The following is a 26,096-nucleotide window of genomic DNA, read 5'->3' on the forward strand; positions in this document are numbered from 1 at the left end:
TGCCTCAAGGGGCCCTGGAGGGGTCGCATAGTGGACTAGTGCAGCGGTCTTGAAAACCGCCGTGGGTGTCAAAGCTCACCGTGGGTTCGAATCCCACCCTCTCCGCCACCACGATCGCGCGCCTGCTGCGGCGCAACCCCGGAAACGACGGCGATGCCTGTCGCGCTTCAGGAAAGATCCCTGCCCGAGGCAGGAAAAAGGACTCAGCACCCCGGCACGGTGCTGAGTCCATGATTAGGGTAACCCCATGGCGCAACATGCTTCACTTCCGGGTCGGGATATTCACAGAATCGTTACGATGGCGCACCGCTGCGAATCGGCGGACGGCATCGCCCCCTTCAACGAGCAGACCACCTTGGCACTGTCCCGCGGGGCAGCGCCTGGTCGCATGCATTTCCTTGTGCGGCAAGACGATACGGTCATCGCCTACGCGGGCGCGGAGGTCGTCGGGGACGGCGCCGAAGCGGAGCTGGCGGTCGATCCGGACCATCGCGGGCGCGGTGTGGGCACCGCGCTCCTCGCGGAGGTCACGGCCTGGCTTGAGGCCGAGATCACGCAATTGCGGGTGTGGGCGCACGGCGACCGGCCCGATTCGAGCGCGTTCGCGGCATCGAGGGGCTTCGAGCGGTCCCGGGTGCTGTTCCAGTTCGCACGGGGCCTCGAAGGGTTCGCATGGCCGGCCGCGTGGCCCGAGGGGATCGGCCGGAACTGGCCGACCGGCGACGCGCCGAATGCTGTGCTCCGGCCCGGTGTCCGCCTGCGGCCGTTCAGGGTGGGCGCGGACGAGGCGTCGTGGCTGCGGGTCAACGCGGCGGCCTTCGCCGCCCACCCCGAGCAGGGGCGCTGGACGGCGGCGGACCTGGCCGCGCGCGAGGCGGAGACCTGGTTCGACCCCGACGGGCTCATCGTCGCCGAGGACGACGCGGGCATGCTCGGCTTCCACTGGACCAAAGTGGAGCACGGCGTCGGCGAGGTGTACGTCCTCGGCGTCGACCCCAGGGCCCAGGGCACCGGACTGGGCCGGACGCTGACGCTGGCCGGTCTGGCCCATCTTGCGGCGCACGGCATCCGGCAGGTCGACCTGTACGCCGACGAGTCGAACACCAAGGCCGTCAACCTGTACCGGTCGCAGGGCTTCGAAGTGGTCAGGACCGACGTGCAGTGGACCAGGCGGCTGTAGGGAGCGAGGACGCCTCGCCTCCCCGCAAGACCGGCGTCGCCTCACCGCCGAGTGCTGTCGGCCCCTGCGGCCGCCTTGGTTCGCCAGGGGGCCTTCGGTAAGGGCATATCCGGAATGTCGGTCAGGCCGAGGCGAGGGCGTCGGCCGGGTAGTCCTCTTCACCGGGCAGCACGAGCCTGGCGGTCCCGTCGCCCAGGCTCACGCGCGGCAGGATCGGCGACATGTCGCGCTGCTCGGCGGCGGCGAAGACCTCGCCCACGGTGGAATAGCGGGCGAGTTCGGCGAGCGTGGTGGCCTCGGGCATGGACATCTGGCCGCCGTACTGGCACACGGCCTGCTCGGGGCCGATCCAGGTCGCGTACTCGGGTTCGCGCACGCGGATGCGCGGCTGGAAGCCCTCGGCGAGCGTGGCGACGTAGATCCAGGAGTCGAACCTGACCGGCTCGTACTCGGGCGTGACCCACCGCGACCAGGCCCGCTGGAGGGCGACCATCGCACCGGTCTCCTCCTCGACCGAGCGGACCCCGGTCATGGCGACGTCGGGGTCGTCGGGCTTGTGGCGCCCGCCGGGGAAGCCGTACAGGACGTTGCGGGGCACGGTGCGGCCGTTGACGACTCGCCCGTCGTAGCCGTCCACGTCCAGGTGGGCCCAGCGCTCGCGGACGACGACCACGGGCAGGTCGGAGCGGTCGAGGACCGGCAGGCCGAACGGCTCCTTCGCGGCGTGCCGCAGCAGGAAGACCCGCAGCGGGGCCTCGCGCAGGAGGACGACGGCGGCGGCGCGCTCGGGCTCGGCGGGAGCGCCCTGCTCCTTGAGCCGGGCGAGAGCCCGGACGGCCGACGCCGAGTCGACAGCCCTGAAGTCCCACTTGCCGAAGCGCTGGATGGACATGTCCCCCACGCTAGCCCAAGAGCAGGGCCTTCCCGGGCGCTTCGGGGGAAACGGGCGCGGCCCGGCCGAAGCCGGGCCGCGAGGCCGTACCGGGACCGGCCGCGGCCGCTCCCGTGCCTAACCGAGGAACTGGATCGGGAGGTAGAACAGCGCGCCCACCAGGGCCGCGATCGGGAACGTGATGATCCAGGCGATCACGATCGAGCGGGCCACGCCCCACCGGACCGCGCGCTTGCCGCCGGTCGAGCCGACGCCCATGATCGCGGAGGTGATGGTGTGGGTGGTCGAGATCGGCGCGCCCAGCATGAACGTGTTCGCGTAGAGCACGGCGCTGGCGACGGTCTCGGCCGCGAAGCCCTGGGGCGGGCCGAGGTCGATGATGCGCCGGCCCATGGTCTTGATGATGCGCCAGCCGCCCGCGTAGGTGCCGGCGGCCATGACGGCGGCGCTGGCGAGGTAGACCCATTCGGGGATGGGGGCGCCTTCGGTGTAGTACCCGCCGACGGTCAGGGCGAGGACGATGATGCCCATGACCTTCGCGGCGTCCTGCATGCCGTGGCCGAGCGACATGGCGGCGGCCGAGACGGTCTGGGCGTGGCGGAAGCCGCGGTTGAGCTTGTCGGGGCGTCCCCGGCGGAAGAGCCAGTAGACGGCGATCATGACCAGGAAGCCGAGCACGAAGCCGACGAGCGGCGAGATGAGCGTGGGCAGGACGATCTTGTCGACGATGCCGCTCCACAGGACGACGGCGCCGCCGGCGATGGTCGCGCCGACCATGCCGCCGAACAGCGAGTGCGACGAGGAGGTCGGCAGGCCGAAGTACCAGGTGATGAAGTTCCAGGTGATCGCGCCGAGGAGGCCCGCGATGACGATGAGGATGCCGTCGAGTCCGCCGGGGAGCTCCACGAGGCCGCTCGCCACGGTCGCGGCGACCTTGCCGCCGAGGTGCGCGCCGATGAAGTTGCCGATCGCGGCCATGCCCAGGGCGACGCGGGGCCGCAGGGCCCTGGTCGAGATGGAGGTCGCGATCGCGTTGGCGGAGTCGTGGAAGCCGTTGGTGTAGCCGAAGAGCAGCGCGGCGCCGATGCAGACGACGACCGCGACGAGCACACTGTCCACGTTCAGGATTCCTTGACGTAGACCGACTCGACGACGTTGGAGACCGACTCGAAGGAGTCGCAGGCGGCCTCGAGCTCGTCGCCGACCTCTTTGAGCTTCATGACCGTCAGGGCCGGGTACTCACCGGAGTACAGGCGCACCAGGAGCATGCGGTAGGCGCGGTCGCCGTCGTTCTCCAGGCGGTTGCACTCGACCCAGAATTCCTTCATGGTCTCGTTGAGGCCCTTGAGCTTGGGCATGAACTCCACGAGGAGGTCGGCCTGGGAGGCGAGGACGGTGATCTGCTCGATCATCTCGCGGGGCAGGGCCGGGAGGTCGGAGAGGCCGTAGAGGTAGACCAGGTTCGCGGCGGCCTCGATGTGGTCGAGGATGTCGTCGAGCTTGCCGGCGAGGTGGTACATGTCCGTGCGGTCCATCGGGGTGACGAACGTGGAGTTGATCTTGGTGAACAGGCGGTGGGTCAGCTGGTCGTTGTCGTGCTCGACGTCGACGAGGCGCTCGGAGATCTTCTGGTAGTCGGGCGTGTCGTCGCCCAGTTCGCCCAGGATCACCACGCCGCGGCGGATGTTGTCCGCCGCTTCGTTGAAGAAGGCGTAGAACGTGTCGTCCTGAGGCTTCAGCGAGAACCGCACCGGGCACCCCTGCTTTCGGTCGCTTTGTCTGTCCTCACTGTACCGATAGGTCCAGAGGAGGGCTGGAATTCGTCTCCGCGAAGTTAACATCCAGGTGAACGCGAGACAAGCTTGTGAAGTCGCCTGTGTGAGACTCCACGAAACCGCTCTAAGCTGGGGTTATGCAAAGGTTTCACTTGAATTCATCTATTGTTAACCTTAGGCTTCGACGGGCGCGGCCGACGCTCGAGCGGGCGCCCGCCGTCGCCGCTCGGCCGGGTTCCCCGCAGGGCCGCGCGTTAAGCATCGCGCAGAACGGCACTCACGAGCGTCGATACGTGAATGGGATAGGGCCCGGCCGCTACGACGCGGCCCCGGCGCCGATCTTCGCCGAGTCGTCCGCGAGGCGCCCCAGAGCGCCCGCCACCGAATCGGACTTCGTCGTGTACCAGAACGGCGGCAGTGAATCGCGCATGAACCGGCCGTAGGAGCGGCTGGTCTCCAAACGCGAGTCGAGGATCGCGACCACGCCCCGGTCCGAGGTGCGGCGGATGAGCCTTCCCGCGCCCTGCGCCAGCCGGATCGCCGCGGCCGGCACCGAGACCTCGGTGAAGCCCGAACGCCCGGCCGCGTCCGCGGCCTCCGAGCGGGCCGCCGTGAGCGGCTCGGTCGGACGCGGGAACGGGATGCGGTCCATGACGACCAGGCGGCAGGTCATGCCCGGCACGTCCACGCCCTGCCACAGGCTCATGACCCCCAGCAGGCACGTCGACTCCTCCTCCTTGAACCGCTTGACGAGACTCCCGAGGGTCTCCTCGCCCTGCAGGAGAATGCTGTAGTCGGTCTGGGCGCGAAGGAGTTCCGCGGCGGACTCGGCGGCCTTCTTCGAGGAGAACAGCCCCAGCGTCGCGCCCCGGCTCGCCTCCACCAGGCGCAGCAGCTCCTTGCCGGTCTCCTCCGACAGGCCCGAGGCCGTCGGGCGCGGCAGCGCCGCCGCGACATAGAGGATGCCCTGCTTGCGGTAGTCGAACGGCGAGCCGACGTCGAGCGACGTCCACCCCTGCTCGTCCTTGGGCAGCCCGAGATTGCGCGCCACGATGTCGAACCGGCCCCCGAGCGTCAGCGTCGCCGACGCCGCGATCACCGTCCGGTCCTCGTAGAGCATCGCCGAGAGCAGGCCGCCGACCGACAAGGGAGCGGCCACCAGCTGCGGGCCGTTCGGCTCCGCCCAGATCACGTCGTCCCCGGCCGGACCGATGCAGCGCCCGGCCGTCTCGATCGTCTCGACCAGCCCGGCCTTGAGCTGCTGGGCGCTCAACTGCTTCTTCGTCTCCGCGTCGAGCGAACCCAGATGCACCGTGGCCTTGACGCACGCCCCGTTGATGAGGTTCAGCGCCTCGACCAGCGGCGCGGGCAGCTCGCCGGAGAACCGCCGCTCCCCCGCGGCCGTCAGCGCGCCTTCCAGCGCGTCGGCCGCCTCGCGCAGCTCGTCGGCCACATCGGCGTCGATCAGGCGCCTGCCGCGCTGGGCGAGCCAGCGCAGCCGGGCCGGATGGAGTTCGGCGCGCGCCGCCGAGGTGACGCGGTCGACCAGTTCGTGCGCCTCGTCGACGATGAGGACGGCGTGCTCGGGCAGGACGCTGCGCTCGTTCATCATGTCGATCGACAAGAGCGCGTGGTTGGTGACGACGATGTCGGCCTCGTGCGCGCGCCCGCGCGCCCACTCCGCGAAGCACTCCTGGCCCTGCGCGCAGTCCTTCACGCCGACGCACTCCGAGGAGGTCGTCGACGCCTGCTTCCAGGCGCGGTCGCTCACCCCCGGTTCGAGGTCGTCCCGGTCGCCGGTGTCGGTGTCGTTCGCCCAGTCGAACAGGCGCTGCACCTGCTTGGAGAAACTCGCCTGCTGCCCGGCCCACTTGAGCTGCTCGGTGCCCTCGATGGCGCCGTCGTCCTCTTCCTCCTCGCCGGAGACCTTGCGCTTGCAGATGTAGTTGTGGCGGCCCTTGAGCAGCGCGAACGAGGGCTTGCGGCCCAGGACGGGCGCGACGGCCTCCACCAGGCGCGGCAGGTCGACCGCGACGAGCTGGTGCTGGAGGGCGAGGGTCGCGGTCGAGACGACCACGGGCTTGCCCGCGGCGAGCGCCGCGCACAGGTAGGCGAGGGACTTGCCGGTGCCGGTGCCCGCCTGCACGAGCAGGTGCTCACCGGACTCGACGGCGGTGGCGACGGCCGCGCACATCTCGCGCTGGCCTTCGCGGGCCTGGCCGTGGGGCGTGGCCGCGACGGCGGCGTCGAGGATCTTCAGCGCTTGCTCTTCGGCGCTCATGCGCGACCTGCCGCGGGCTTGCCGTCGCTGGTGATGTCGGCGCTCGCGGCCGCGGCTTCGGCCGTGGCCGCTTCTTCTTCGAGGCCGCGGGCCTGGGCTTCGCGGCGGGCTTCGCGGTAGCGGTTGAGGGCGCGGATGGTGCCGTTGACGATGGCCAGGAGCGGGACGGCGACGAGCGCGCCGATGATGCCCCAGACGAAGCCGCCCGCGGTGACGGCGAGGACGATCGCGAGTGGATGGAGTTTGACCGCTCGGCTCATGAGGTACGGCTGGAGCAGGTTCGACTCCAGCTGCTGGACGGCCAGGACGATGCCGAGCACGATGAGCGCGGTGACCGGGCCGTTCGCGACGAGCGCGATGATGACGGCCACGATCCCCGAGATCGTGGCGCCGACGATGGGGATGAACGCGCCCAGGAAGATCAGCGTGGTCAGCGGCAGCCAGAACGGGACGTTGAGGAGCCACAGGCCCAGGCCGATGAAGATCGCGTCGACGGCGGCGACGACCACGAGGGTGCGCATGTACTGCACGAGCGTCGACCAGCCGCCGGTGCCGGCGTAGCGCAGGGGCTCGGCGGCGTTGCGGGGGAGCATTCCGGTGAGGAACGCCCAGATCCTGTGGCCGTCGCGGATGAAGAAGAAGGTGGTGAACAGGACCAGGAACAGGCCGGTGGCGAAGTTGCCGAGGCCCGACGCGGTGGATCCGGCGACGTCGAGGCTGGTCTGGACGATCGCCTGCTGATTCTCGTCGTACCAGTCGGTGATGTTGTCCTGGATGCCGCCGAGGAACTCGGCGACCTGCGCGCCGTCGAGGCCCCACGGGCCGGATTCGAGCCAGGCCTGCGCGTCCCGCAGGCCGGTGAGGATCGAGTCGTAGAACTTGGGGATGCCCGCGATGAACTGCTGGACGACGAAGGTGAGGATCGCGCCGACGGCGGCGAGGCCGGCGACGAGCATGAGAAGCGCGGCGAGGGACTTGTTCCAGCCGTGGCGCATGAGCCAGGCGGCGGCGGGCTGGAGCATCGCGGCGAGGAGGAAGGAGATGGCGACCGGGATGATGACGGTGGTGACCTGGCTGAGCAGGTACAGGACGACGGCCACGAGCGCGCCGATGACGAGCAGGCGCCAGGACCAGGCCGCGCCGACGGCGAGGCCGGTGGGGACGTAGCGGGGGTCGGGGTTGGCTCCGTCGACGGCCGTGTGGGGCTCGGGCGGCGGGAAGTCGCCGTCGTCGCCGGAGAGGTCGGGGTCGCCGGGGTCCGGCTCGGCGCGCCCGGCACGGGCCCGCTCTGCGACGGGGTTGAGCCGCATGCCGATCCAGAGCTGTCTTGCGCGGGCGGTCGTGCGGCGGAATCGGCTCACGGTCTCTCCAAGGACGGTTCCTCCGAAAGGAGGTGGGTGCAACGTCAACACGTACGGTACCGGTTGGGTGCGACTCGCCCCATCCAGCCAGCGCGACCGAGACCGGGCCCGCAGGCACTACCGAGCCCGAAATGTCGCACCCCGGGCGCACCCTTGTGCGAGGGGCCCCGGAAGCGACACCCCCGACCTCGGGGAGGGGACGAATCGCCCCGCGCCCGGCGCTCCGAACGGGTTCCGGCCACTGTGGCCTGCGAACTGTCGGACCCCCGCGTCACCCTTGTGCGAGGGGCCCGGCAGGCGCCACTCCCGATCTCGGGGGTCGGACGGCGCCGTGAACTGTCGGACCCGACCCGCATCGTTGACTCGGGGGCGCCGCGTTCGGACACACCCGACCCCGGGGGCCGGACCCCCGCTGAGCGGTAGGCTGGGTCGTTGTGACCGATACACCGCTGGACTCCACGACGGGCCTGCCGGTCCGTCTGCTGCACGACCGCCTCCTCGTCCGCGAGGACGCCGACTCCGAGCGCCGCTCCGTCGCCGGCATCGTCATCCCGGCCACCGCGACCCTGGGCCGCCGCCTCCACTGGGCCGAGGCCGTCGGCGTCGGCCCGCTCGTGCGCTCGGTCGAGGCCGGGGACCGCGTCCTGTTCGACCCCGAGGACAAGGCCGAGGTCGACATGCAGGGCCGCGTCTTCATCCTCCTGCGCGAGCGCGACATCCACGCCGTCGCCGCCAAGCGCGTCGACAACGACGGCACCGGGCTCTACCTCTGATGCGCGTCGCGGTCGCCGGCCTCGGCCTCATCGGCGGCTCGGTCGCGCTCGCCCTCGCCGAGGCCGGGCACGACGTGATCGGCCACGACCCCGACCCCGCGACCCGCGAGTCCGCCGCCGCGCACTTCCCCGTCACCGCCGACCCGGCCGCACTCCGCGAGAGCGACCTCGCCGTCGCGGCCGCCCCGTTCCGGCACCTGGACGCCGTCGCACGGGACCTCGGCGGGTACACCGGGCTGGTCACCGACGTCGCGTCGGTGAAGGCCGCCGCCGCCCGCGCGTTCGCGGCCCATCCCCGTTTCGTGGGCGGACATCCCATGGCCGGCAAGGAGACCGCCGGGTTCGCCTCGGCCGAGGCGGGCCTGTTCCGCGGCCGGCCGTGGGTGCTGTGCCTCGAAGCGGACACCGACCTGGGCGACTGGGCGGCCCTCGCGCGGCTGTGGACGTCGATCGGCGCGCACGTCGTGCCCGCGACCGCGGCCGACCACGACCGGTCCGCCGCCCGCATCTCCCACGTCGAGCACCTCGTCGCGGCCGCGCTCGTCCGCGTCGCCGACGACCCGCTGTCGCGCTCGCTCGCGGCCGGGTCGTTCCGGGACGGCACGCGCGTCGCCGCGAGCCCGACCGCGCTGGTCGCCGGCATGGCCGAAGGCAACCGCGACGAGCTCCTGTCGGCGCTCGCCGACCTCGGCGGCGAACTCGAACTCGCGCGCGGGCACGTGGCCGCCTCCACCGATCGGGCAAAGCCAATCAGTGAATGGTTCGACCGCGCCCGCGAGCGCCGCTCATCATGGCCGCCCGAGCCCGGTGAAACGGTGGAAGTGCAGCTCGAACGGGGTGCGCTACTGGCGTTCGGAAGGGCCGGAGGCAGGCTCGAAACGGTGGAAAGTGAGGTCGCGGTGGGACGGCTTCCTCGCGTAAAGTCCACCTCATGAGAAAAATCGATCAGATTGCCGACCAGTACGTCGAGGACGCGATCGCCCTCAGCCCGATGAACGCGACCGCGATGGGCGTCCCGGGACACGATCGCGAACTCGATGACCTCTCACCCGCCGGTCAGGCCGCGTTCGCCGACCTGGAACGGCGCACCATCGCCGCGCTGGAGGCGGCCGAGCCCGTCGACGAGCGCGAGCGCGTCGCCAAGGAGGCGATTCTGGAGCGCCTGAAGCTGAGTCTGGAGCGCCACGAGGCGGGCGACACCTACCTGGGCCTGAACGTCCTGGCCTCGGACGTCCACAGCGTGCGCCAGATCTTCGACCTCATGCCCAAGGACGGCCAGGAGGCCGCCGAGAACATCGCCGCGCGCCTCGCCGCCGTCCCCGACGCGGTCGAGCAGTACACCGAGACGCTGCGCGCCGAGGCCGCCGCGGGCCGCGTCGCCGCCAAGCGGCAGGTGCTGGAGATCGCCCAGCACTGCGACAACTGGAACGGCGCCAAGGGCAACGACACCGACTTCTGGATCGGCCTGGCGAACTCGGTGACGATCGACGGCGAGCCGATCAAGTCCGGGCCGCTGCGCATCGCCCTGAGCAACGGCGCGAGCCTGGCCCGGTACGCCATCACGAAGTTCGCGCTCTTCCTGCGCGAGGAGCTGGCCCCGCAGGCGCCCGAGAAGGACGCGGTCGGCCGCGACCGCTACTCGCGCGCGTCCCGCTACTTCATCGGCGCGGAGATCGACCTCGAGGAGACCTACGCGTGGGGCTGGCAGGAGCTGGCCCGCATCGAAGCGGATATGCGCGCGACCGGCGAGCGGATCAAGCCCGGCGCGTCCATCGAAGAGGTCGTCGCGTTCCTCGACCAGGACCCGGACGAGAACTTCACCGACAAGAACGCCTTCCGCGACTGGATGCAGGACCTCGCCGACTCCACGATCGCCGACCTGGCCGACAAGCACTTCGACATCCCCGAGCAGATCCGCGCGATCGACTGCAAGATCGCGCCGACCGAGGACGGGGCGATCTACTACACCGGGCCGAGCGAGGACTTCTCCCGTCCGGGCGCGATGTGGTGGTCGGTGCCGGAGGGCCAGCAGCTGTTCGGCAAGTGGCGCGAGAAGTCCACGGTGTACCACGAGGGCGTGCCGGGCCACCACCTCCAGGTGGGGCAGACGATGGCGCGCGTGGAGCTGCTCAACCGGTTCCAGCGCCAGATGATGTGGTGCTCGGGCCACGGCGAGGGCTGGGCGCTGTACTCCGAGCGGCTCATGGACGAGCTGGGCTACTACGAGGACGACCCGGGCGGTCGCCTCGGGATGCTCGACGCGCAGGCGTTCCGCGCCGCGCGCGTGATCGTCGACATCGGCCTGCACTGCGAGTTCGACATCCCCGAGGACAACCCGTTCGGGTGGCGTCCGGGCGAGTCGTGGGACGGCGAGAAGATGTTCGAGTTCATGCACGCCCACACGCACACGGTCGAGGACGACATGCTCAAGTTCGAGGTCAACCGGTACCTCGGCTGGGCCGGGCAGGCCCCGTCGTACAAGGTCGGCGAGCGCCTGTGGATGCAGGCCCGCGAGGACTACAAGGCGCGCAAGGGCGCGGACTTCAACCTCAAGCAGTTCCACTCCGACGCGCTGAACCTCGGCTCGATGGGCCTCGCCCCGTTCGCCGAGTCCCTCAGCCGCCTCTAAGACGAGTGATCCTCAGGGGTGCGGCGCCGCAGGACGGTGTCGCACCCTTGGGGTACGGATTGTTGAACGGGGGCGCCGCGTTCGGAACATATCCGTCATTCCGGATTTGTCCCTCACTGAGCTCCCCCGTTCAACCACGATAGGCCGCCCCTGTGACGCCGCCACCAGGTGAAACACCTTCGGCATCCGGGCGGCGTCTCCGTCAGGCGTGATCGAGGCCCAGTTCCATCTCGGGCTTGCCGTACCAGGCCCGCAGCCGGTCGGCGCCGCGGCGCAGGGCCGCGATCTCCGCGGCGGTGAACCCGCGGACCCGCCAGGTCTCCACCAGCAACACGTCCCGCTTCGGCGTCGCCTTCCAGTTGCCGATGACCTGGCCGTCGAGCAGGATCGCCGAGTTGAACCGCGGCCGGTCCGGGAACACCGACCGCGGCATCGAATGGTGCAGCACCAGGTCCTTCGAGTCGGTGTAGGAGCACATCATCTCGTCGAAGCCCTGCACGAAGTCGACCACCGGCCCGCCCTCGCGCGGCGCCGGCGGCTCGTGGGCGAAGTAGAGCGTGAACCCCTCGACCTGGACCTCCTCAAGGCCCAGGTCGGCCACCGCCGCCTTCGCGTCCGCCACCTTCAACGTCGCCCAGCGCGTGAAGTCCTTGACGGTCGCCGGCCCCCGCGACGCGAAGAACCGCCGCGCGAGCTCCCGGATCGCCTCGTCCTGCGCGATCGGGCCCGCCGGGACCCGCTCGTCGAAGTTCGCGTACGTCTGCTTGGCGCCCTTGGGCGTCCCCGAGCAGACCACCATGCTCAACTCGGCGTGCGCGAGCAGATGCCCCAACCGCTGCCCGGTCGGATCCGGGATGCCCGCCTCCGCCAGCGCCGCCGAGGCCTCCTCGCGGGTCAGGTGGCGCCCGCCCGCGGTGGCCTCGGCGAGTGCGGCCGTCGCCCGCGCGAAGAGCGCGGCGTCGAAGCCGAACGCGCGGTCGTTGGTGCCCATCAGCTGCTTGACCCGGTCGGCGCTGGCCGTCAGCATCATCCGCAGATCGCCCACGGGCACGGTGTGCCAGGTGGGGCGCAGCACGTGGGTGCGCACGACCGCGCCCTGCTCGATGAGCGCGTCGACCGCTTTGGGACCGGCGAAGGCCAGGCCCTCGTCGTCGGGGACGGCGCGCATCGCGGGGGTGAGTTTGGAGGGCTGGTACTCCTGGGACTGGACCGCGCCCAGGTGCGCGAACGCGTCCATCGGTGTGGCGAATCGCTCGCCCCAGAGTCGCTGCGAGTGGGCGCGCCACGAGGCGATCGCCCCCGGCGCGAGGTCCATGCCGGTACGGCCGGTGGGTGTTGCCATGCGCTCATGCTAGCGGCCGCATACGACACGAGCACTCCATCGATCCGCGTCCGCGGCCCGCATGGCGGGGATCACCAGGTGCGACTGTGAATGACCGGGTGGACGCGGTTGCGAAGAACGGCCACAATTACGGCATGTCCCTTCCGAACGCGGTACTCAGGCTCTCCACGGACGTTCTCGCCGACATCAACGACGACGAACGCCTCGCGTTCGCCTACGCGCACGGCCCGGCCCTGTCCGGATTCGGGGAGGAGGCCGAGCTGGTGTGCGTCTGGGAGACCGACGAGGTCCCCGCTGACGCGAGCGACGAGGCCGTGCACCTCACGGTCGCGCGGTTCCAGGAACTGCTCGACGAACTCGACCGGGGCGAGGGCTGGCGCGAGCCGGGCGACGAGGCGCTGCACGTCATCGGGCGTTTCGCCGAGGGCACGCTCCTGGCCGACGACTCGGAGCTTGGCTCGAAGGCCCGGGCCGAGGTCACCGAGTTCCCGCAGGCTTTGGCCGACGCGTCCCGCGAGGCGGTGGCGAACGAGTCCGAGTCGCTCGCAAAGCGGCTGGGCGACGCGGAGGACCCGTGGGAGCTGGCGGAGGCCCTGACGGGCGGCCTGCACCGCGCGTACGTGGCGCTGTTCGCGGCGAGCGGGCACTTCTTCCCGGGCCGCGAGAACCGGGCGGCGTTCGTCGAGCGGTACCTGCTGGGCGACGAGATCCCGGAGGCCGAAGCGGCGGTCTGGGCGGCGGCGGGAGCCCCGGCCCAGGAGCGGGCCGAACGCCTCCCGGAGGCATGGAGGGCCCTGGCACGAGCGGTCCTCGACAACTGCTGAAAAAGCCTCGAACCCCAGTGTGGGTTCGAATCCCACCCGGGCGATGATGCAGGGCACATCCGAGTACCCGGTTGCAGTTCCGATTCGGGCCCAGGTAAGGTTATGCCCGGCAAGCGCCGCTAGCTCAACGGATAGAGCATCTGACTACGGATCAGAAGGTTGGGGGTTCGAATCCCTCGCGGCGCACCAATAACTCAGCATTCGAACATTCGCAGACGCTGGTGGGTAGATCTCCCACCGGCGTTTTTGCTGTCCCGAGATGCCGGCCAGCGCCGTCACGAACGCCGACCGATGGGGTTCAGGGCAGTTCCCATCCGGTTTGCGGGAAGGCCATCGCCACGGCCGCGTAGAGCGCGGCCAGCGGAGTCAGGACGACGTAGAGGACCGCGAAGGTCTGGAGGGGCCCGAACCAGCGCGTGACGAAGCGGGCGCCTTCTTTGAAGTCGGGGGCGTCGCGTGATTCGCCGCCGGAGTTGACGACCCCGGCGGCGAAGACGAGGACGGCGACGCCGAACCACCAGGGGCGGTCGTCGAGGCCGAGCAGGCCGAAGGCCATGAGCGGGACGAATTCGAGGATGCCGGCCTCGAACTTGGGGTGCTTGCCGCGGATCGCCGCGGGGAACGTGACCGCCATGATCGCGCTCATGCCCGCGAAGATGGTGCCGAAGGGTCCGAAGCCGGTGTGCCAGGCCGCGAACGCGGTCGCGGTGATGGCCCCGGCGGACAGGGCGAAAGGCAAGGGGCCCTTGGCGTAGTAGTCGTCCTCGATCCGGCCGGCGACGGCGGTGAGGACGAACATCGCCGCGGCGGCGATCAGGAGCCCGAGGTAGGGCTCGGTGATCGTCCCGATCCAGAAGCCGAGGCCGGCGGCGACGGTGTAGGTGACCAGAGCGTCGAGGCCCGCGCCCTTCTGGCGCGGTTCGGAGGCGTCCCACGTGAGGTTCCAGCCTTGCGCGACCATGGCGATGAGGAGCGCCCAGGCGCCCGTCACCACCGGCAGCAGCACTCCGGCGTGCGCCGCCGCGAACCCTTTCAGGGGGATCACCGCGACGATCGCCTCGGGGGTCGTCATCGCCGCGGCGACCGCGAGCGCGCACGCGAGCGGGAGGCGGATGTTGCGGACGGCCTCGAGCGGGTGGCGGGCCACGTCGAGCCAGTTCCAGGACGCGGGCGCGCGCCGCTCGGACGACTCGCCCGCGGGACCGGAGACGATCGTCGCGATGATCGAGGCCATGCCGGCCAGGACCGCGCCGGTCGCGGCGATGGCGAGCGCGGCGGGCCCTGTGAGCAGGTTGACCACGGACCCGGCGAACGTGGCGCACATCGTCAGGATGCCGACCACGACGGCGGCGACGAGGACCGGGCGGCGGCCGCGGGGCCCGGTCGTTTCGGGGTCGTCCATCACCGTTCCAGAGGGGCTCGACAGTGGGGCGCATAAGCGCAGGGGGGCAAGGGAACTCGGCGCCGAGGCCGGTAGGCCAGGATACCGGGATTCCCCGGTGGGGGGTGCGCCGACGTCAGGTCCACTCGAGACCGGTCCTGGCGCGCACCGCCTCTTGGAGGACGAAGAAGTTGGGGATCGTGTAGACCGGTTCGCGGGTGCGGAAGAGGCGGTCGGCGGACTTGAAGAGCGCGACGCCGTCGCGCAGCGAGACGGCTTGGAGGCGGTTCCAGGCGATGGCGGCGCCGTCGATCGTGAGTGCGTTCCGGTCGATCACGAGGTCGCCGAAGGCGAGTCGCTCGCCCCGGTCGATGCGGGCGAGGACGTCGGGGAGCTGCGCGCGGGTGACGGCCTGCTGGATCACCGGGCCCCATTCCTCGGGGCGGGAGAAGGCCGCGCCGAGCGTGAAGTTCGCGAGGTCGCCTTGGAGGTTGGCGATCGCTGAGGCGGCCGCGCCCTTGGGGTCGCCGATGGCGATCGGGTGGGCTTCGGGGCCGGTGAGCAGGTAGTTGTACGTGGTGAGGCCGGTCTGCGGGTAGTGGAAGAGGCGCTGGTGGACGCGGGCGGTGTCCCACCAGAAGATGGAGACGAGTGTCTTGGGGCCCTTGACGATGAGGCCGTGGTCGTAGAGGCGGAGCACGTCGTCGGCGCCGGACTTCCGCTTCGTGTGGACCACGTTGAGGACGCCGAGGCCGATGAACAGCGTGAAGATCACGAGCATGATGACGCCGAAGCTGTTCTGCAGCATGTTGGTCCCGGCGAGGCACGCCGCGGTGATCAGGTAGATCGCGCCGGCGATGGTGAGCGGCAGGACGAACGGCGCGGGCCGGGGCCGGTATTCGGCCCGCCAGTTGCCGAGTCCGGCCTGGTAGGCGATGTCGTCGAATTCGTTGGGCGCTGCATGTTGAGTCACGTCTGCACCGTAGGGGCGGCGGCCATGAGTCCGTCATCGATCGGTCATCACGGTGCCGGTCGAGCAGGCCGGGGCCGCCGAGTCGTTCGGATTCGGCGGCCTCCGGCGTTGCGGCGTCTATAGGCGGTGTCGCGGCTGGGCGTTGGCGTGGATGAGGTCGCAGTGATCGAGGCGCCAGCCGTGGGGCGTGGTCCTGAAGGTCAGCGTCATGGCCTGGTGGCCGGTGCCGTTCTCGACCATGGCGACGATCTCGGCGGTGTCCGGGTTGGGGCAGAAGGCGCGGGCCACACGGACCTGCTTGAAGCGGGTCGGGACGCGGCGGCGGATTCTGGTGAAGGCCGCCCAGCCGTTGTCGGTCGCCAGCAGGCGGGCGTCGGCGGCGGGTTTGCGGCCTGTCAGGACGTTCAGGAAGAAGGTGGAATAGGAGACGGCTTGTCGCGGTGAGATTCGGGTCGTCATGTCGTTGCGGCACTGCATGGTTCCTCCAACAGATCGGTGGGGACCGGTCGAGGAGGAATCTATTGGTGACGCATCGTGAAGTCAATCGCACTGACGGTGAACACGGTCGGGTGAGATCGCGGGGATTGTGGACTCCTGACGACCGCCGCCGTGTCGGCTGCTCGTCGTTAGCGACACCAGCCCGGCGGTAAGGGTTCCAAACTGCGGAACCCTACAAAAAACAAGAAATCCGCCTTGGCGTGTCGCCGTCGGCGTGGCGGATTTCGGGGCGGGTCCGCCTCACTTTTCGCGGTCGGCGCCTATGTGGGTCGCCAGGGCCTCTTCCAGCGGGTACGGCTGTTCGACCGGGAGGAGTGCCCTCGCTTTGTCGTTGTCTCCGTTGACCACGTGAGCCTCGATCGCTCGGGCCCGGTCCGTGGCGTCGGCGATGCCGGTGATCCATTCGGCCACGTATCGGTCGACCGCTTCGCCGGAGAGGCCGACCTGGATCGAGCGGTGATCGAGGCGGTTCAGGTGCAGGTCGCGTTCGGGATCCCATTGGATCCGGACCGGGGACGCGCTCAACCGCTCTTGCCACTGCTCGTGGGTTTCGCCTGCCGCCGGCTTGCTGCCGCACGAGTGTGCCAGCGCCCAGGCGAAACCCTCGCGGCTGATCGTGATGGCGAGGACTCTGGTCTGGCCGGGCTTGGCGGCCCAGCCGCAGCGGTACATCATCCACAGGAACGAGGGCTTGATCCAGGTCATGCGCTGGCGCTTGAAGGGGGAGACGAAGGTCTGGGCGGCGAGAGCCGGTTCGGCGACGTGCGGATCGTACGCCTGGTAGACGGTGATCGCGTCGTCGTCATAACTGGCGCGGATCTGCCGCGCCGGGGGTCGAGGGTCTTCCATGACCCGGATGTTCGCAGCACGCGGGCACGCCCGCAAGCGCGATTCCGGGAGCTCAGGGCCGGCCGAGGCCGAGGCGGGCCCGTTCGGCGGCGATGATGCGCTGTTCCAAGGGGATCGAGTCGTCGCCGAGCGTCGCCACGGCGGTGGCGGTCGCCATCAGGCCCGTCGACTTCGCGTCGCTCTGGCGCGCGTAGTGCTCGAACAGGAGTTCCTTGTGCTCCTGCACCTCCCGGATCCGCTCGTCCACGCCGTCCTTGACGAGCAGTCGGTGCACCTGGACGCGGCGGGTCTGGCCCATGCGGTGGGCCCGGGCGACCGCCTGCTGTTCGATGCTGGGCTTCCATTGCGGCTCAGCGAGAACCACGACCGATGCCGCCTGGATGTTGAGGCCGACGCCGCCGGCCTCGATCTGCGCCAGGATCACCGCCGGGCCCTCGCGCCGCGCGAACTCGTCGATCATGCCCTGGCGTTTCGCGGCCGCGACCTTGCCGGTGATCGGGCCGAGCGCGGAGTCCCCGAGCCGCTCTCCGACGGCCTTGAGCACGTCGAGGAAGTACGAGAACACGATGACCTTCTGCCCTTCGGCGCCCGCGTCCTCGACGAGTTCGGCCAGCCGCTCCAGTTTCGCCGAGCCCGGCATGGCGGAGGAGGCGCGGCGCATGCCCATGAGGTTCTTGCGCCGCACCTGCTCGCGGTACTCGTCCTCGTCCCCGGCGTTGAACTGGACCCACTCCTCGACCTCGATCTTCTCGGGCAGTTCGGTGAGCACGTCTTCCTGGTTGCGCCGCAGGTACACCGGAGCGACAGTCTGCCGGAACGCGGCCGCCCCCACGACGGCGTCGCCCTCCCCGACCCGCTGCGCGAGGTCGGGCCTGAGGTGGCCGACGAGCGCCTTGAACTCCTGGACGCGGTTCTCCATCGGCGTGCCGGACAGGAGGAGCGCCCGCCTCGAACGCCCGATGACACCGCCGACGGCCTTGCTGCGCTTGGCGTTCGGGTTCTTGATGTAGTGGGCCTCGTCGACGACCACCAGCGCGAGCTTCGCCCGCCGCGGCAGGGACTCGAGCCGGTCGATGGTGTTGAACGTGGTCACGGCGACGCCGCCGCTGCGCAGCCACCTGCGGGCCTCGTCCTCCCGTCCGGGCCCGTGCAGACCGAAGGCCTCAAGGCGGGTGTGCTTGCGGATCTCATTGAGCCAGTTGGGGACGACGCTCGCCGGGCAGATGACGAGGCAGCGGCGCTCCCCGTTGGCGGCGAGATGCGCGGCGACGGCGAGGGCCTGGATGGTCTTGCCCAGGCCCATCTCGTCGCCGATGATCGCCTTCCGCTGGTAGATCGCGTATTTCGCGCCGAACAGCTGGTAGAAGCGGAGGTCGGTGCGCAGCAGCGACCCGTCGAACGGCAGCGTCTCGATCTCCTGCCGCAGATCGGCGTCGACGAAGTCCTCGGCGCGCTCGGCGTCCTCCTCGTCGGAGCCCGTGATCCTGGCGAGGGCGGTGTTGACGCTCGCGGCCTGCTGCTCGTAGTCGCGCCACAGCTCGTCAGAGGTCCAGCGCTCGGGCCGGGCCCGGTCGATCGCCGCGGCGAGATCCCGTTCCAGGACACGGGTCTCGCCATCGGCGTTGGCCGCCTCGAGAGCTTCGAGCCCCGCCAGCGCCTCGTCTTTGCGCTTGCGACGGGAGAAGAGCATCGCGAGCCTGCTGCCGGCCCGATCGGCCGCGGCGAAGTACGGCTCGGCGCGGCTCCTGAAGCGGTGCACGGCCTCCCGGAGGTCGTCCACCGCCGCCGCGGCGTCCCGTTCGGCCCGCAGGTGGGCGAGGATGCGGGAATGCCGGGGGTCCCGCCGGGCAGGGTCGAACCGGGGCCGTGTATCCACGACAGACTGAGCCGCGAGCCGTTCGGCTGCGGCCTTGATCTCATCGACGGTCTGCGCGCCGATCCCCGGGATCTCCAGAAGCTGTTCACGGGTGTTCGCGAGCACATCGGCGACCGTGCTGATCCCGGCCTGCTCGAGCTTCGCCAACCGCAGCCCTTTGGCGACCTTCTTGAGCTCCGTGACGCGCATCGTCACAAGCCGCCCGGAGACCTCCTCCTGAGCAAGATCAGCGACATACCCGCGCACCGCATCCCGCAACCGCGCGGGAGCGGCGGCAAGACTGTCGTACCGCCGCAGAGTGTCACGAGCACGGGCGACCTGCGAGCGCGCGCGCTCGCGTGTCTTCCGCTTGTCGCGTGGGTCGCTGGCCATGGGGACTCCTGGGATGGGGAGGGCACCCATTGTATGAGCCGGAGCGCACCGCGATCGTTCCCATCAGCCTTTGCCGGTGTGAAGGCGCACGCATCACGTCGTGAGCTGCTCGCGTGCTTGAACGTCGGCCCCGAGCCGCAATGGAACTTCCGAGCGCGGTTTCAACGCTCCCGGTCTCATCTCGTGTGCGTTGATCAGGGCGTATGCGATTGGGGGTATCGGCGCAGGAGGTCGGTGATGCGGGCGGCCTGGTCGGTGCGCAGGCGCAGTTCGACTTCGCCGCTCCAGTCCGGGTGGGTCACGCCGAGGTCGTAGGTGACGGCCAGCTGGTTCGGGCGGCGTTCGGCGGCCGTGACGCTGTAGCGGTTCATCTCGGTCACTGGAACGTCGATGTGCTTGAAACGGCGGGCGTACACGACGAAGCGCTTCGCGCTGAGTGCGACGGTGGCGACGATCCCGGTGCGCTTCCAGGACGCGTGCTGGCCGGGCATCTTCAAGCGGCGGAAGGTGACCGTGCCCGGCAGGGCTTCGGCGAGCAGGACGATGCCCTCGCTGCGCAGCGAATCCCGCAGTCCCTCGGGCAGGCGGGCCGTCCCGTACATGAGCCTTTGCAAAGGGTTCATGTCCGAACTGTAGTGGCCCCGCGCCACTGCGTGGAGACGCCGGCCGGCGGGTGCGAATGGGAAGCGGCGCAGTCAGATCGATCGGTCTGCGCGCTCTTGCTGCGGCTGGTCTCCGTGCCGCACACTGGTTGCGGTCCGCGGCCCGGATCGGGTCCGGACCCTCCCTACCCCCTAGAGGAGCACTCTTTTGAACGAGCAGAACTCGAGCAGGCACCGCTTGCAGAAGCCGAACATGAACCGGCGCAACTTCCTCCGGGCGCTCGCCGTCGGGGCGCCCCTGGCCGCTGCCGGGGCCGTGGGTGTCGGCGTGGCCTCGGCCGACACCGCGAGCTTCAAGATCATGGTCACCGAGCAGGTCTCCAACAAGGTCATGGTGTTCGACAAGAACAAGTCGTTCAGTGACGCGAACCGGTACAAGTCGTGGAGTCCGGGCACGGGTGGGTGGTCGAATCTGTCCGATTGCCGGATTCGGGATACCGCCCAGTTCGGGGCGATCGGCCTGGCCGCGGCCTCGGGTGGGAAGGTCGGGATCTGGAACATCACCGACGAGAAGGATCAGGAGCTCAACGACGTGCTGTGGAGCGCCTCCCCGGGCGGGAACCCGCATGCGTTGGAGCGCATCCCGAACGTCGGCGCGTTCGTCGCGGCCTCCTCGGATGGATTCCTGACCGTCTACGGCCCCACGGCGGTCTCCAAGCCCTCGACGCTCGCGAAGGTCCAGACCGTCTCGCTCCCCGGCGCGCACGGCGTCGTGTGGGACCCGAACAACAAGCTGCTGTGGGCCTCCGGGGACAAGATCGTGCAGGCGTACTCGGTGTCGGGCACGTACCGCAACGTGCGGCTCAAGGCCACGAGCAAGAAGGTCGTGTTGTCGGGACTCGGGCACGACCTCCAGGCGGACTTCTCGAACTCGGGCCTGCTGCAGGTCTCGGACTCGTACGGCGTGTACTCGATCAACAAGTCGACGCTGGCGAAGACGACGCTGCACACGACCACGCGCATCAAGGCGTACGTGAAGATGAAGTCCGGCGAGTACTTCTACGTGCGCGGTGACAACGCCGGCTCGCGCGACTGGGGCAGTCCGACCGTGGTTTTCTCGCAGTCGGCCGACCGGACGCGTTCGGGCGCCGAGTTCTACAAGGCCCGCTACTACACGACCGCTTACAACTAGGTCGGAGGCGGGCGCGAGAGCGTCCGCCCGCCTCCGGTCAGGCGGCGGTCACCGCGACGCCGGTGCGCCCGCCGTCCACGTCGAGGACGGTGCCGTGGACGAACACGGCCTCGTCGGACGCGAGGTAGACCGCGGCTGCGGCGATCGCCGACGGGTGACCGGCGGCGCCGGCAGGAGTGCCCTGCATCAGGGCCGCACCCGCCTGCGGCGCACCGGGGTCGAGCGACGGCGGACGGATCACCCCGGGCGAGACGGCGTTGACGCGGACGCCCTGCGGCCCGAACTCGGCGGCCCAGGCCCGGGTCAGGGTTTCCACGGCCCCCTTGGTGGACGCGTACAGGGCCGAGGAGGCGATGCCGAGCCTGGCGACCCAGGAGCCGAGGTTCACCACGGCCCCGCCTCCCGCGGCGAGCATCCCCGGCACGACCGCCTGGGTCAGGAAGTACGGCGCCTTGACGTTGACCGCGTACACCCGGTCGAAGGTCGCCGCGTCCGTGGTGGCGGTCGTGGTGGGCGGGAAGATGCCGGCGTTGTTGACGAGGACGTCGATGCGCCCGCCCGCGAGCGCCGCGGCGGTCGCAGCGAGCGCTCGGGACGCTTCCGGTGTGCCGTCGAGGTCGGCCGGGGCGAAGACGGCGCGCCCGCCCTGCTCGCGGATGGCCGCGACGGTCGCCTCGCCGCGGTCCTGGTCGCGTCCGGAGACGACGACGAACGCGCCCTCCGCGGCGAACGCCTCCGCGATCGCGCGGCCGATGTTGCTGGTGGAGCCTGTGACGAGGGCGTGTCTTCCTTGCAGTCGCTTGGTCATGAAGGCAACGCTAAAGCCAGGTTTTTGGACCCGCCAGTCCAGAAAAGGTAGGGTGGGACGGTGCGATTGACCGAGAAGGGCCGCGCTTCCCGTCAGCGCCTGGTCGAGGCCGCGTCGCTGCGCCTGCGCGGGGATGCGCCAGGGGCCATGCGGCTCGAAGACGTCCTGGCCGACGCCGGCATGAGCAAGGGCCAGCTGTTCCACTACTTCCCCGACGGCAAGGAGCAGCTCCTCCTCGCGGTCGCGCGGTACGAGGCCGAGCGGGTGCTCGCCGACCAGGAGCCGCACCTGAGCGCGCTCGATTCGCTCGCGTCCTGGCAGGCCTGGCGGGACGTGCTGGTGGCGCGCTACCGGGAGCAGGGCGCGCACTGCCCGCTCGGGGCGCTGCTGGCCCAGGCGGAGAGCACGGTCGGGGCCGGTGAGGTCGTCACAGCCCTGCTCGACCGGTGGCAGCGGCACCTCCGCGACGGGATCACGGCCATGCGCGCGGCCGCCGGGGCCGAGGCCGACCGGGAGGCGGCCGCGCTGATCGCCGGTATCCAAGGGGGCGTGCAGATCCTGCGCACGACACGCAGCACCGCCCACCTCGAAGCGGTCCTCGACCAGTTCATCGAACGGCTCCCGAGCGGCCCCTGACCCGATGGTCCGGGGCCTTGTCGGGTCCGGCTCCGCACCGGAGCCGCGGGTCGGTGCGCTGACCGGAGATCCGGGCCGCGGCTAGGGGAGGATGCGGACCTCGGCGCCGGTGGCGACGGTTCCTGTGGCGACCACGTCGGCGTAGAAGCCGAAGCAGGTGGCGCGTCCGTAGGGCACCTCGATGCGGTGGTGCCGGGCGAGGGTCTTGAGGAGCGCCTTGTCGGCGGGTGCGTCGCCGTGGGCGAGGGACGGGATGACGCAGCGCGGGGTCGCGATCGCGACCTCGAGGACCACGTCGGTGCCGATCGTGATCCTCTGTCCCGGTTCGGGATCGGCGGGCAGGTCGAGGATCAGGTTGGGGCGGAAGCGGATCGGGTCGACCTCCTCGCCGTGTTCGGTGCTGAGTCGGTCGAGGGCGCCGGTGGTGACCAGGTGCATCGGGCCGAAGTCGAAGAAGCGGCCGTCGCTGCTGGGGCGGGCGTCGACGACGGCGTCGCCGCCGGGTTCGGCGTCGGCGGCCCATTCGGGGATCATGCCGGGCTCGTCGGGCCACCAGTGGTGGCGCTTGAGCTGCTGCGGGGCGGTGCGGGTGACGCGGACCGGGCGGCCGAGCCAGGCCGAGACCGCGGCGTCGGCTTCCGGGGTGCCCGCTTCGCACGGCTCCCCGCCGGGGGCGGTGATGATCGTGCGCCCTTCCGAGTCGGCTTGGGCCGGTTCGTATCTGACGGCGACTTCGAGGAGCCGGGCCCACAGGCGCGGCTGCTTGGCGCTGCCGATGGTGCCGTCGGCGTCGACGCAGACCCAGGTGCGGTCGCCGCCTAGTCCGTGCTTGCCGACCTCGGCTTCGGCGGGGTGCTCGGCGGCGGCCGACTTCAGCGGATAGCGGCGGATGCCCTTGACGCGGTTCACAGGTCGCATCCTATGCCGGTGGGGCGATCGGGACCACGGTGAAAAGCCGCCGCGGGCCGAATCTAGGACTCGTTCGGTATGAAGAACAGCACCGGCGATTCGGCGATGGTCTCGGGCAGCTTGGTCGACCAGCGCCGGTCGCCGTCGTAGCCGGTGAAGTCGAGCGAGGCGCCGTCGCGGGAGAGGTAGCCGTCGGCGTGGACCGAGACGCACCCGTCGTCCTCGGCGCCGACCGCTTCGCCGTTCTGGAGGTCGACGACGCGGGTCCCGGATTCGGCCCGCATCGTGAAGTCGCCCTTGAGGGCGCCGTAGGGCCCGTAGTCGTCCACGAGGCACGCGTACCGGCCGGCGGGGTCGATGCCGACCAGGCCGATCGTGAGCGGTTCGGTGCCTTGGAGGCTCGGCGTCGGGATCGTCTCCAGGACCTTCCCGGACGCGTCCATGCGGTACAGCTCCGTGACTTCGAGGTTGTGGTAGATCGCCTGGGCCGTACCGTCTTCGGCGGTGTACCAGCGCACGCGGCACCCCCGGTTCGCCATCTCCACAGTGGTCGGCAGCTTCCCGGAGTCGGGCGAGTACCACTCGGTCGCGCCCCAGGACTCGACCGGCAGGGGGAGCTCGGCGCTGCCGACCGGCGTGTCCGCGTCGCCCCAGACCGCGGCCCGGTGGACCAGGAGCGCGGAGCCGTCGCCGAGCCAGGCCGGGTCGATGCAGACGTGGTCGACGGGGTATTCGACGGCCGTGGTGATCTCGCCGGTCTCCAGGTCGCCGAACTTCAGGGCCGCGCCGGTGCTCGCGCCTTCGATCCAGGCGGCATGGCGCTGCAGGGGATCGACGCTCAGCGAGGCGCGCATGACGATGCCGACGTCGCCCTGCCGCTCCCAGATGCCGCTGAGGTCCAGGACGGGGGCGAGCGATTCGCCCTCGGCGTCGGGGTCCCAGCGGTAGAGCCGGTGGTCGTCGCCGAGCCCGTAGAACACGCCCGCGTCGATGCCGTTGCCCTGGCCCGAGACGCCTTCGAAGTCGCATGCGGCGGCCATGCCCGCGAACACGACCGCCGCGGCTGCGGCGATCCAGCGTCGGCGGTCCTTGCGGTGCGGCCCGGGCATGTCGTCCTCCTTCTCGGCGGGTGCTCCGCCTGCGGCTAGTCCGCTTCGGCCTCGGCGCTCTCGCCGGCGAGGAAGGCCCCGGCGGCCTTGTCGGCCATGCCGTGGCGGCCGATGAGGTCGAGCCAGATCCGGCCCGCGACGGGCGAGGCGGTGGGGTCGACGCTCTCGGCGCCGAAGCGCTCGCGCAGGATCTGGAAGGCCTGCTTGGTCTTGGGCCCGAAGTCGCCGTCGACGGCCAGGCCCTTCACTCCGGCCAGGTCCCTTGCGGCCCATTGGATGATGGTGGTGTCGGTCCCGTAGCCCCAGTTCATGGCGACGGCCTGGCGGCCCCGGTCGGCGTGGATGTGGTTCCAGTGGGAGCCGTCGGGGTCGTTGTTGCAGTGCAGGACCGTCCCGAAGTGCTTGCGGCAGGTGGCGATCACCGCGAGGTACCGGCGGCGCAGGTAGAGGCGGCTGTCCTTGCCGTGGACTGCGGCGTCGACGTAATGGCCTGAGCCCCAGTCGAACTTGGTCAGGTCGATGGCGGCGCCGTAGCGGTGGTAGCCGGGCTTGCAGACCTTGGCGCCCGCGACGCCGGTCCACTGGTAGGACCACTTGCCGCCGCCGCGGGCGTAGTACTGGCCGAGGCTGTGCAGGTCGCGGACGACTTTGCCCGCCTGCGTGTGGGTCTCGGCGTGCATGGTGAAGGAGGTGGTCGCCGGGTGGACGCCGAGGCCGTCGCCGTTGAACGCGGTCCGGTAGCGCATCTTCCACCCGCGCTCGTACAGCCAGTCGCGCGTGATGTCGGGATAACCGCAGGTCGAACGCGCGAATGCCTTGCTGCTGCTGGGAAATGCCATCGCTCCTCCTGTCGCGGGCTATCGACTTCCTCTAATGTGGACTTTGACGCCGTCGGTCTCGAGCCACAGGCCGGGACTGCCCGGCACGGCGAAGATCTCGCCGCTGCAGGCGCAGTCGGCGGCGCTCTCGTCAGCGGCACTGCCGAGCGGCGTGCCGTCGCCGGCGTAGCGGGCCAGGCCGACGGTGCCGTCGCGGTCGCTGAAGACGCGGACGCCGTCGGCCTCGGCCACGGCGGCCATGGGGCGGCCGGTGCCCGGGATCGTGGCGACGGCTTCGATTCGCTCCTTGGAGCCGATGTGGATCGTCTGGGTGCCGTCCTGGTCGCCGGTGGCCGCGAACAGGCCCTGCCCGGTCCCGGTCAGGACGGTGCCGAAGCCTTCGCCGAGGCCCGAGGCCAGGCGCCGCTGCGTCCAGGTGCGGCCCGCGTCGGTACTGATCGCGAGGTGGCTGCGGGTGACGACCGCCGAGTGCGGGTCGGGGCAGCCTTCGAGGACGACGGCGAGGCCGGTGGCGCCGAACGGCGTGACGCCGGTGGCGATGCCCGACCGGATCGCCTTGGGGACGGGGAGTTGGGTGTAGGCGCCTTCGGCGTGCTCGATGCGGACGAGCGCGGGTCTGGCGCGGTCGTGGTCGAGTTCGACGGCGCCGGTCACCCACAGGACGCTGCCGAGGGCGGCCATCGAATGCGGGTGGAAGTCGGCGGGCAGGGGGATCGGGAGCGGCGGGCCGAGTTCCGCGGGCGCGTCCGGTTCGGTGGCCTCCAGGAGGCGCAGGGCGTAGTCGGCCTCGGTGACCGGGTCGGCGGTCAGGACGAGGAGCTCGCCGCGGCGGCCGGTCCAGCCCGCGGCGGCCGCGCGGATCTGCGGGAGGTCTGCCGCTTCGGCCCGGCGCGGCGCGGCGGTGGCCGCCGTGGCGGCGAGGAGGGCGGCCGCACCAGTGAGGAGGGTGCGGCGGGTCAGGCCCGGAGTTGCAGAATCGGCCATGTGAGCACTAT

At 70.5% G+C, this 26,096-nt stretch carries 24 protein-coding genes and 2 tRNA genes; 9 read left to right on the forward strand and 17 right to left on the reverse strand.

Annotation, left to right across the window (positions count from 1 at the left end; translation table 11 throughout):
* Nucleotides 1-16: 16 nt before the first annotated feature.
* Nucleotides 17-108: transfer RNA gene (locus BLQ63_RS14560), tRNA-Ser, on the forward strand.
* A 139-nt stretch (nucleotides 109-247) separates the two neighbouring features.
* On the forward strand, nucleotides 248-1,180 hold the full coding sequence (mshD, locus tag BLQ63_RS14565; RefSeq protein WP_091036183.1) for a mycothiol synthase: 933 nt from the start codon (nucleotides 248-250) through the stop codon (nucleotides 1,178-1,180).
* Between the two features lie 121 nt (nucleotides 1,181-1,301).
* Here mshD and BLQ63_RS14570 read toward each other — a convergent pair whose 3' ends face one another.
* The 5 genes from BLQ63_RS14570 to BLQ63_RS14590 all read right to left on the reverse strand — a co-directional run bounded on the left by BLQ63_RS14570 (nucleotide 1,302) and on the right by BLQ63_RS14590 (nucleotide 7,489).
* Nucleotides 1,302-2,072, reverse strand: coding sequence for an NUDIX hydrolase (locus BLQ63_RS14570; protein WP_091036186.1), 771 nt, complete (start codon nucleotides 2,070-2,072; stop codon nucleotides 1,302-1,304).
* 117 nt (nucleotides 2,073-2,189) lie between these two features.
* Entirely contained in the window at nucleotides 2,190-3,191 is a 1,002-nt protein-coding gene (locus tag BLQ63_RS14575; RefSeq protein ID WP_091036189.1) for an inorganic phosphate transporter, read from the reverse strand.
* Nucleotides 3,192-3,193: 2 nt separating this feature from the next.
* The gene (locus BLQ63_RS14580) at nucleotides 3,194-3,823 is read right to left on the reverse strand and encodes a DUF47 domain-containing protein (RefSeq protein WP_091036192.1); all 630 of its coding nucleotides are present in this window, start codon (nucleotides 3,821-3,823) and stop codon (nucleotides 3,194-3,196) included.
* A 340-nt stretch (nucleotides 3,824-4,163) separates the two neighbouring features.
* Complete coding sequence (locus tag BLQ63_RS14585) at nucleotides 4,164-6,128, reverse strand: ATP-dependent DNA helicase (RefSeq protein WP_091036196.1); 1,965 nt, start codon at nucleotides 6,126-6,128, stop codon at nucleotides 4,164-4,166.
* Complete coding sequence (locus BLQ63_RS14590; protein ID WP_091036199.1) at nucleotides 6,125-7,489, reverse strand: AI-2E family transporter; 1,365 nt, start codon at nucleotides 7,487-7,489, stop codon at nucleotides 6,125-6,127. Before BLQ63_RS14590 ends, BLQ63_RS14585 begins: the two co-directional genes overlap by 4 nt.
* A gap of 434 nt (nucleotides 7,490-7,923) precedes the next feature.
* Between BLQ63_RS14590 and BLQ63_RS14595 the strand changes: the two genes are divergently transcribed.
* The 3 genes from BLQ63_RS14595 to BLQ63_RS14605 are packed head-to-tail and all read left to right on the forward strand — an operon-like array spanning nucleotide 7,924 to nucleotide 10,891.
* Nucleotides 7,924-8,262 (forward strand): GroES family chaperonin, encoded by a 339-nt coding sequence (locus BLQ63_RS14595; RefSeq protein WP_091036201.1) that lies wholly within the window; start codon nucleotides 7,924-7,926, stop codon nucleotides 8,260-8,262.
* Nucleotides 8,262-9,197, forward strand: a complete 936-nt coding sequence (locus BLQ63_RS14600; RefSeq protein WP_091036205.1) for a prephenate dehydrogenase — start codon at nucleotides 8,262-8,264, stop codon at nucleotides 9,195-9,197. Before BLQ63_RS14595 ends, BLQ63_RS14600 begins: the two co-directional genes overlap by 1 nt.
* Nucleotides 9,194-10,891, forward strand: coding sequence for a DUF885 domain-containing protein (locus BLQ63_RS14605; RefSeq protein ID WP_091036208.1), 1,698 nt, complete (start codon nucleotides 9,194-9,196; stop codon nucleotides 10,889-10,891). The genes BLQ63_RS14600 and BLQ63_RS14605 overlap by 4 nt, the downstream gene beginning before the upstream one ends.
* Nucleotides 10,892-11,093: 202 nt before the next feature.
* Here the strand turns inward: BLQ63_RS14605 and BLQ63_RS14610 are convergent, their stop codons facing one another.
* On the reverse strand, nucleotides 11,094-12,233 hold the full coding sequence (locus tag BLQ63_RS14610) for a winged helix DNA-binding domain-containing protein (protein WP_091036211.1): 1,140 nt from the start codon (nucleotides 12,231-12,233) through the stop codon (nucleotides 11,094-11,096).
* Between the two features lie 134 nt (nucleotides 12,234-12,367).
* Between BLQ63_RS14610 and BLQ63_RS14615 the strand changes: the two genes are divergently transcribed.
* Entirely contained in the window at nucleotides 12,368-13,057 is a 690-nt protein-coding gene (locus BLQ63_RS14615; RefSeq protein WP_143014903.1) for a hypothetical protein, read from the forward strand.
* Between the two features lie 113 nt (nucleotides 13,058-13,170).
* A tRNA-Arg gene (locus tag BLQ63_RS14620) sits at nucleotides 13,171-13,246 on the forward strand.
* A gap of 109 nt (nucleotides 13,247-13,355) precedes the next feature.
* On the opposite strand, the gene BLQ63_RS14625 is transcribed toward BLQ63_RS14620, so the two are convergent.
* From BLQ63_RS14625 to BLQ63_RS14650, 6 genes are all read right to left on the reverse strand, one after another.
* On the reverse strand, nucleotides 13,356-14,459 hold the full coding sequence (locus BLQ63_RS14625) for a hypothetical protein (RefSeq protein WP_091036218.1): 1,104 nt from the start codon (nucleotides 14,457-14,459) through the stop codon (nucleotides 13,356-13,358).
* A 115-nt stretch (nucleotides 14,460-14,574) separates the two neighbouring features.
* On the reverse strand, nucleotides 14,575-15,411 hold the full coding sequence (locus tag BLQ63_RS14630) for a DUF6585 family protein (protein ID WP_091036222.1): 837 nt from the start codon (nucleotides 15,409-15,411) through the stop codon (nucleotides 14,575-14,577).
* A 117-nt stretch (nucleotides 15,412-15,528) separates the two neighbouring features.
* Nucleotides 15,529-15,870, reverse strand: coding sequence for an Rv3235 family protein (locus tag BLQ63_RS14635; RefSeq protein WP_143014904.1), 342 nt, complete (start codon nucleotides 15,868-15,870; stop codon nucleotides 15,529-15,531).
* A gap of 279 nt (nucleotides 15,871-16,149) precedes the next feature.
* Nucleotides 16,150-16,758 (reverse strand): DUF4291 domain-containing protein, encoded by a 609-nt coding sequence (locus tag BLQ63_RS14640; RefSeq protein ID WP_091036236.1) that lies wholly within the window; start codon nucleotides 16,756-16,758, stop codon nucleotides 16,150-16,152.
* Between the two features lie 52 nt (nucleotides 16,759-16,810).
* On the reverse strand, nucleotides 16,811-18,823 hold the full coding sequence (locus tag BLQ63_RS14645; RefSeq protein WP_218125278.1) for a DEAD/DEAH box helicase: 2,013 nt from the start codon (nucleotides 18,821-18,823) through the stop codon (nucleotides 16,811-16,813).
* A 377-nt stretch (nucleotides 18,824-19,200) separates the two neighbouring features.
* Nucleotides 19,201-19,629, reverse strand: coding sequence for a hypothetical protein (locus BLQ63_RS14650; protein WP_143014905.1), 429 nt, complete (start codon nucleotides 19,627-19,629; stop codon nucleotides 19,201-19,203).
* Nucleotides 19,630-19,816: 187 nt separating this feature from the next.
* Between BLQ63_RS14650 and BLQ63_RS14655 the strand changes: the two genes are divergently transcribed.
* Entirely contained in the window at nucleotides 19,817-20,800 is a 984-nt protein-coding gene (locus tag BLQ63_RS14655; RefSeq protein ID WP_091036246.1) for a DUF6528 family protein, read from the forward strand.
* Nucleotides 20,801-20,837: 37 nt separating this feature from the next.
* On the opposite strand, the gene BLQ63_RS14660 is transcribed toward BLQ63_RS14655, so the two are convergent.
* The gene (locus tag BLQ63_RS14660; protein WP_091036249.1) at nucleotides 20,838-21,608 is read right to left on the reverse strand and encodes an SDR family NAD(P)-dependent oxidoreductase; all 771 of its coding nucleotides are present in this window, start codon (nucleotides 21,606-21,608) and stop codon (nucleotides 20,838-20,840) included.
* Between the two features lie 60 nt (nucleotides 21,609-21,668).
* On the opposite strand from BLQ63_RS14660, the gene BLQ63_RS14665 reads away from it, so the two are divergent.
* A complete protein-coding gene (locus BLQ63_RS14665; protein ID WP_091036252.1) occupies nucleotides 21,669-22,244 on the forward strand; it encodes a TetR/AcrR family transcriptional regulator in 576 nt (191 codons plus the stop codon).
* Between the two features lie 81 nt (nucleotides 22,245-22,325).
* Here BLQ63_RS14665 and BLQ63_RS14670 read toward each other — a convergent pair whose 3' ends face one another.
* The 4 genes from BLQ63_RS14670 to BLQ63_RS14685 all read right to left on the reverse strand — a co-directional run bounded on the left by BLQ63_RS14670 (nucleotide 22,326) and on the right by BLQ63_RS14685 (nucleotide 26,085).
* On the reverse strand, nucleotides 22,326-23,153 hold the full coding sequence (locus BLQ63_RS14670) for an MOSC domain-containing protein (protein ID WP_218125279.1): 828 nt from the start codon (nucleotides 23,151-23,153) through the stop codon (nucleotides 22,326-22,328).
* A 62-nt stretch (nucleotides 23,154-23,215) separates the two neighbouring features.
* Nucleotides 23,216-24,262: a hypothetical protein gene (locus tag BLQ63_RS14675; protein WP_091036259.1), complete on the reverse strand. Its 1,047-nt coding sequence runs from the start codon at nucleotides 24,260-24,262 to the stop codon at nucleotides 23,216-23,218.
* A 35-nt stretch (nucleotides 24,263-24,297) separates the two neighbouring features.
* Nucleotides 24,298-25,101, reverse strand: coding sequence for a hypothetical protein (locus BLQ63_RS14680; protein WP_091036262.1), 804 nt, complete (start codon nucleotides 25,099-25,101; stop codon nucleotides 24,298-24,300).
* A gap of 18 nt (nucleotides 25,102-25,119) precedes the next feature.
* Nucleotides 25,120-26,085, reverse strand: a complete 966-nt coding sequence (locus tag BLQ63_RS14685) for a hypothetical protein (RefSeq protein ID WP_091036268.1) — start codon at nucleotides 26,083-26,085, stop codon at nucleotides 25,120-25,122.
* Nucleotides 26,086-26,096: the final 11 nt, after the last annotated feature.

This window comes from Glycomyces harbinensis, from assembly GCF_900101745.1.
Classification (GTDB): domain Bacteria; phylum Actinomycetota; class Actinomycetes; order Mycobacteriales; family Micromonosporaceae; genus Glycomyces; species Glycomyces harbinensis.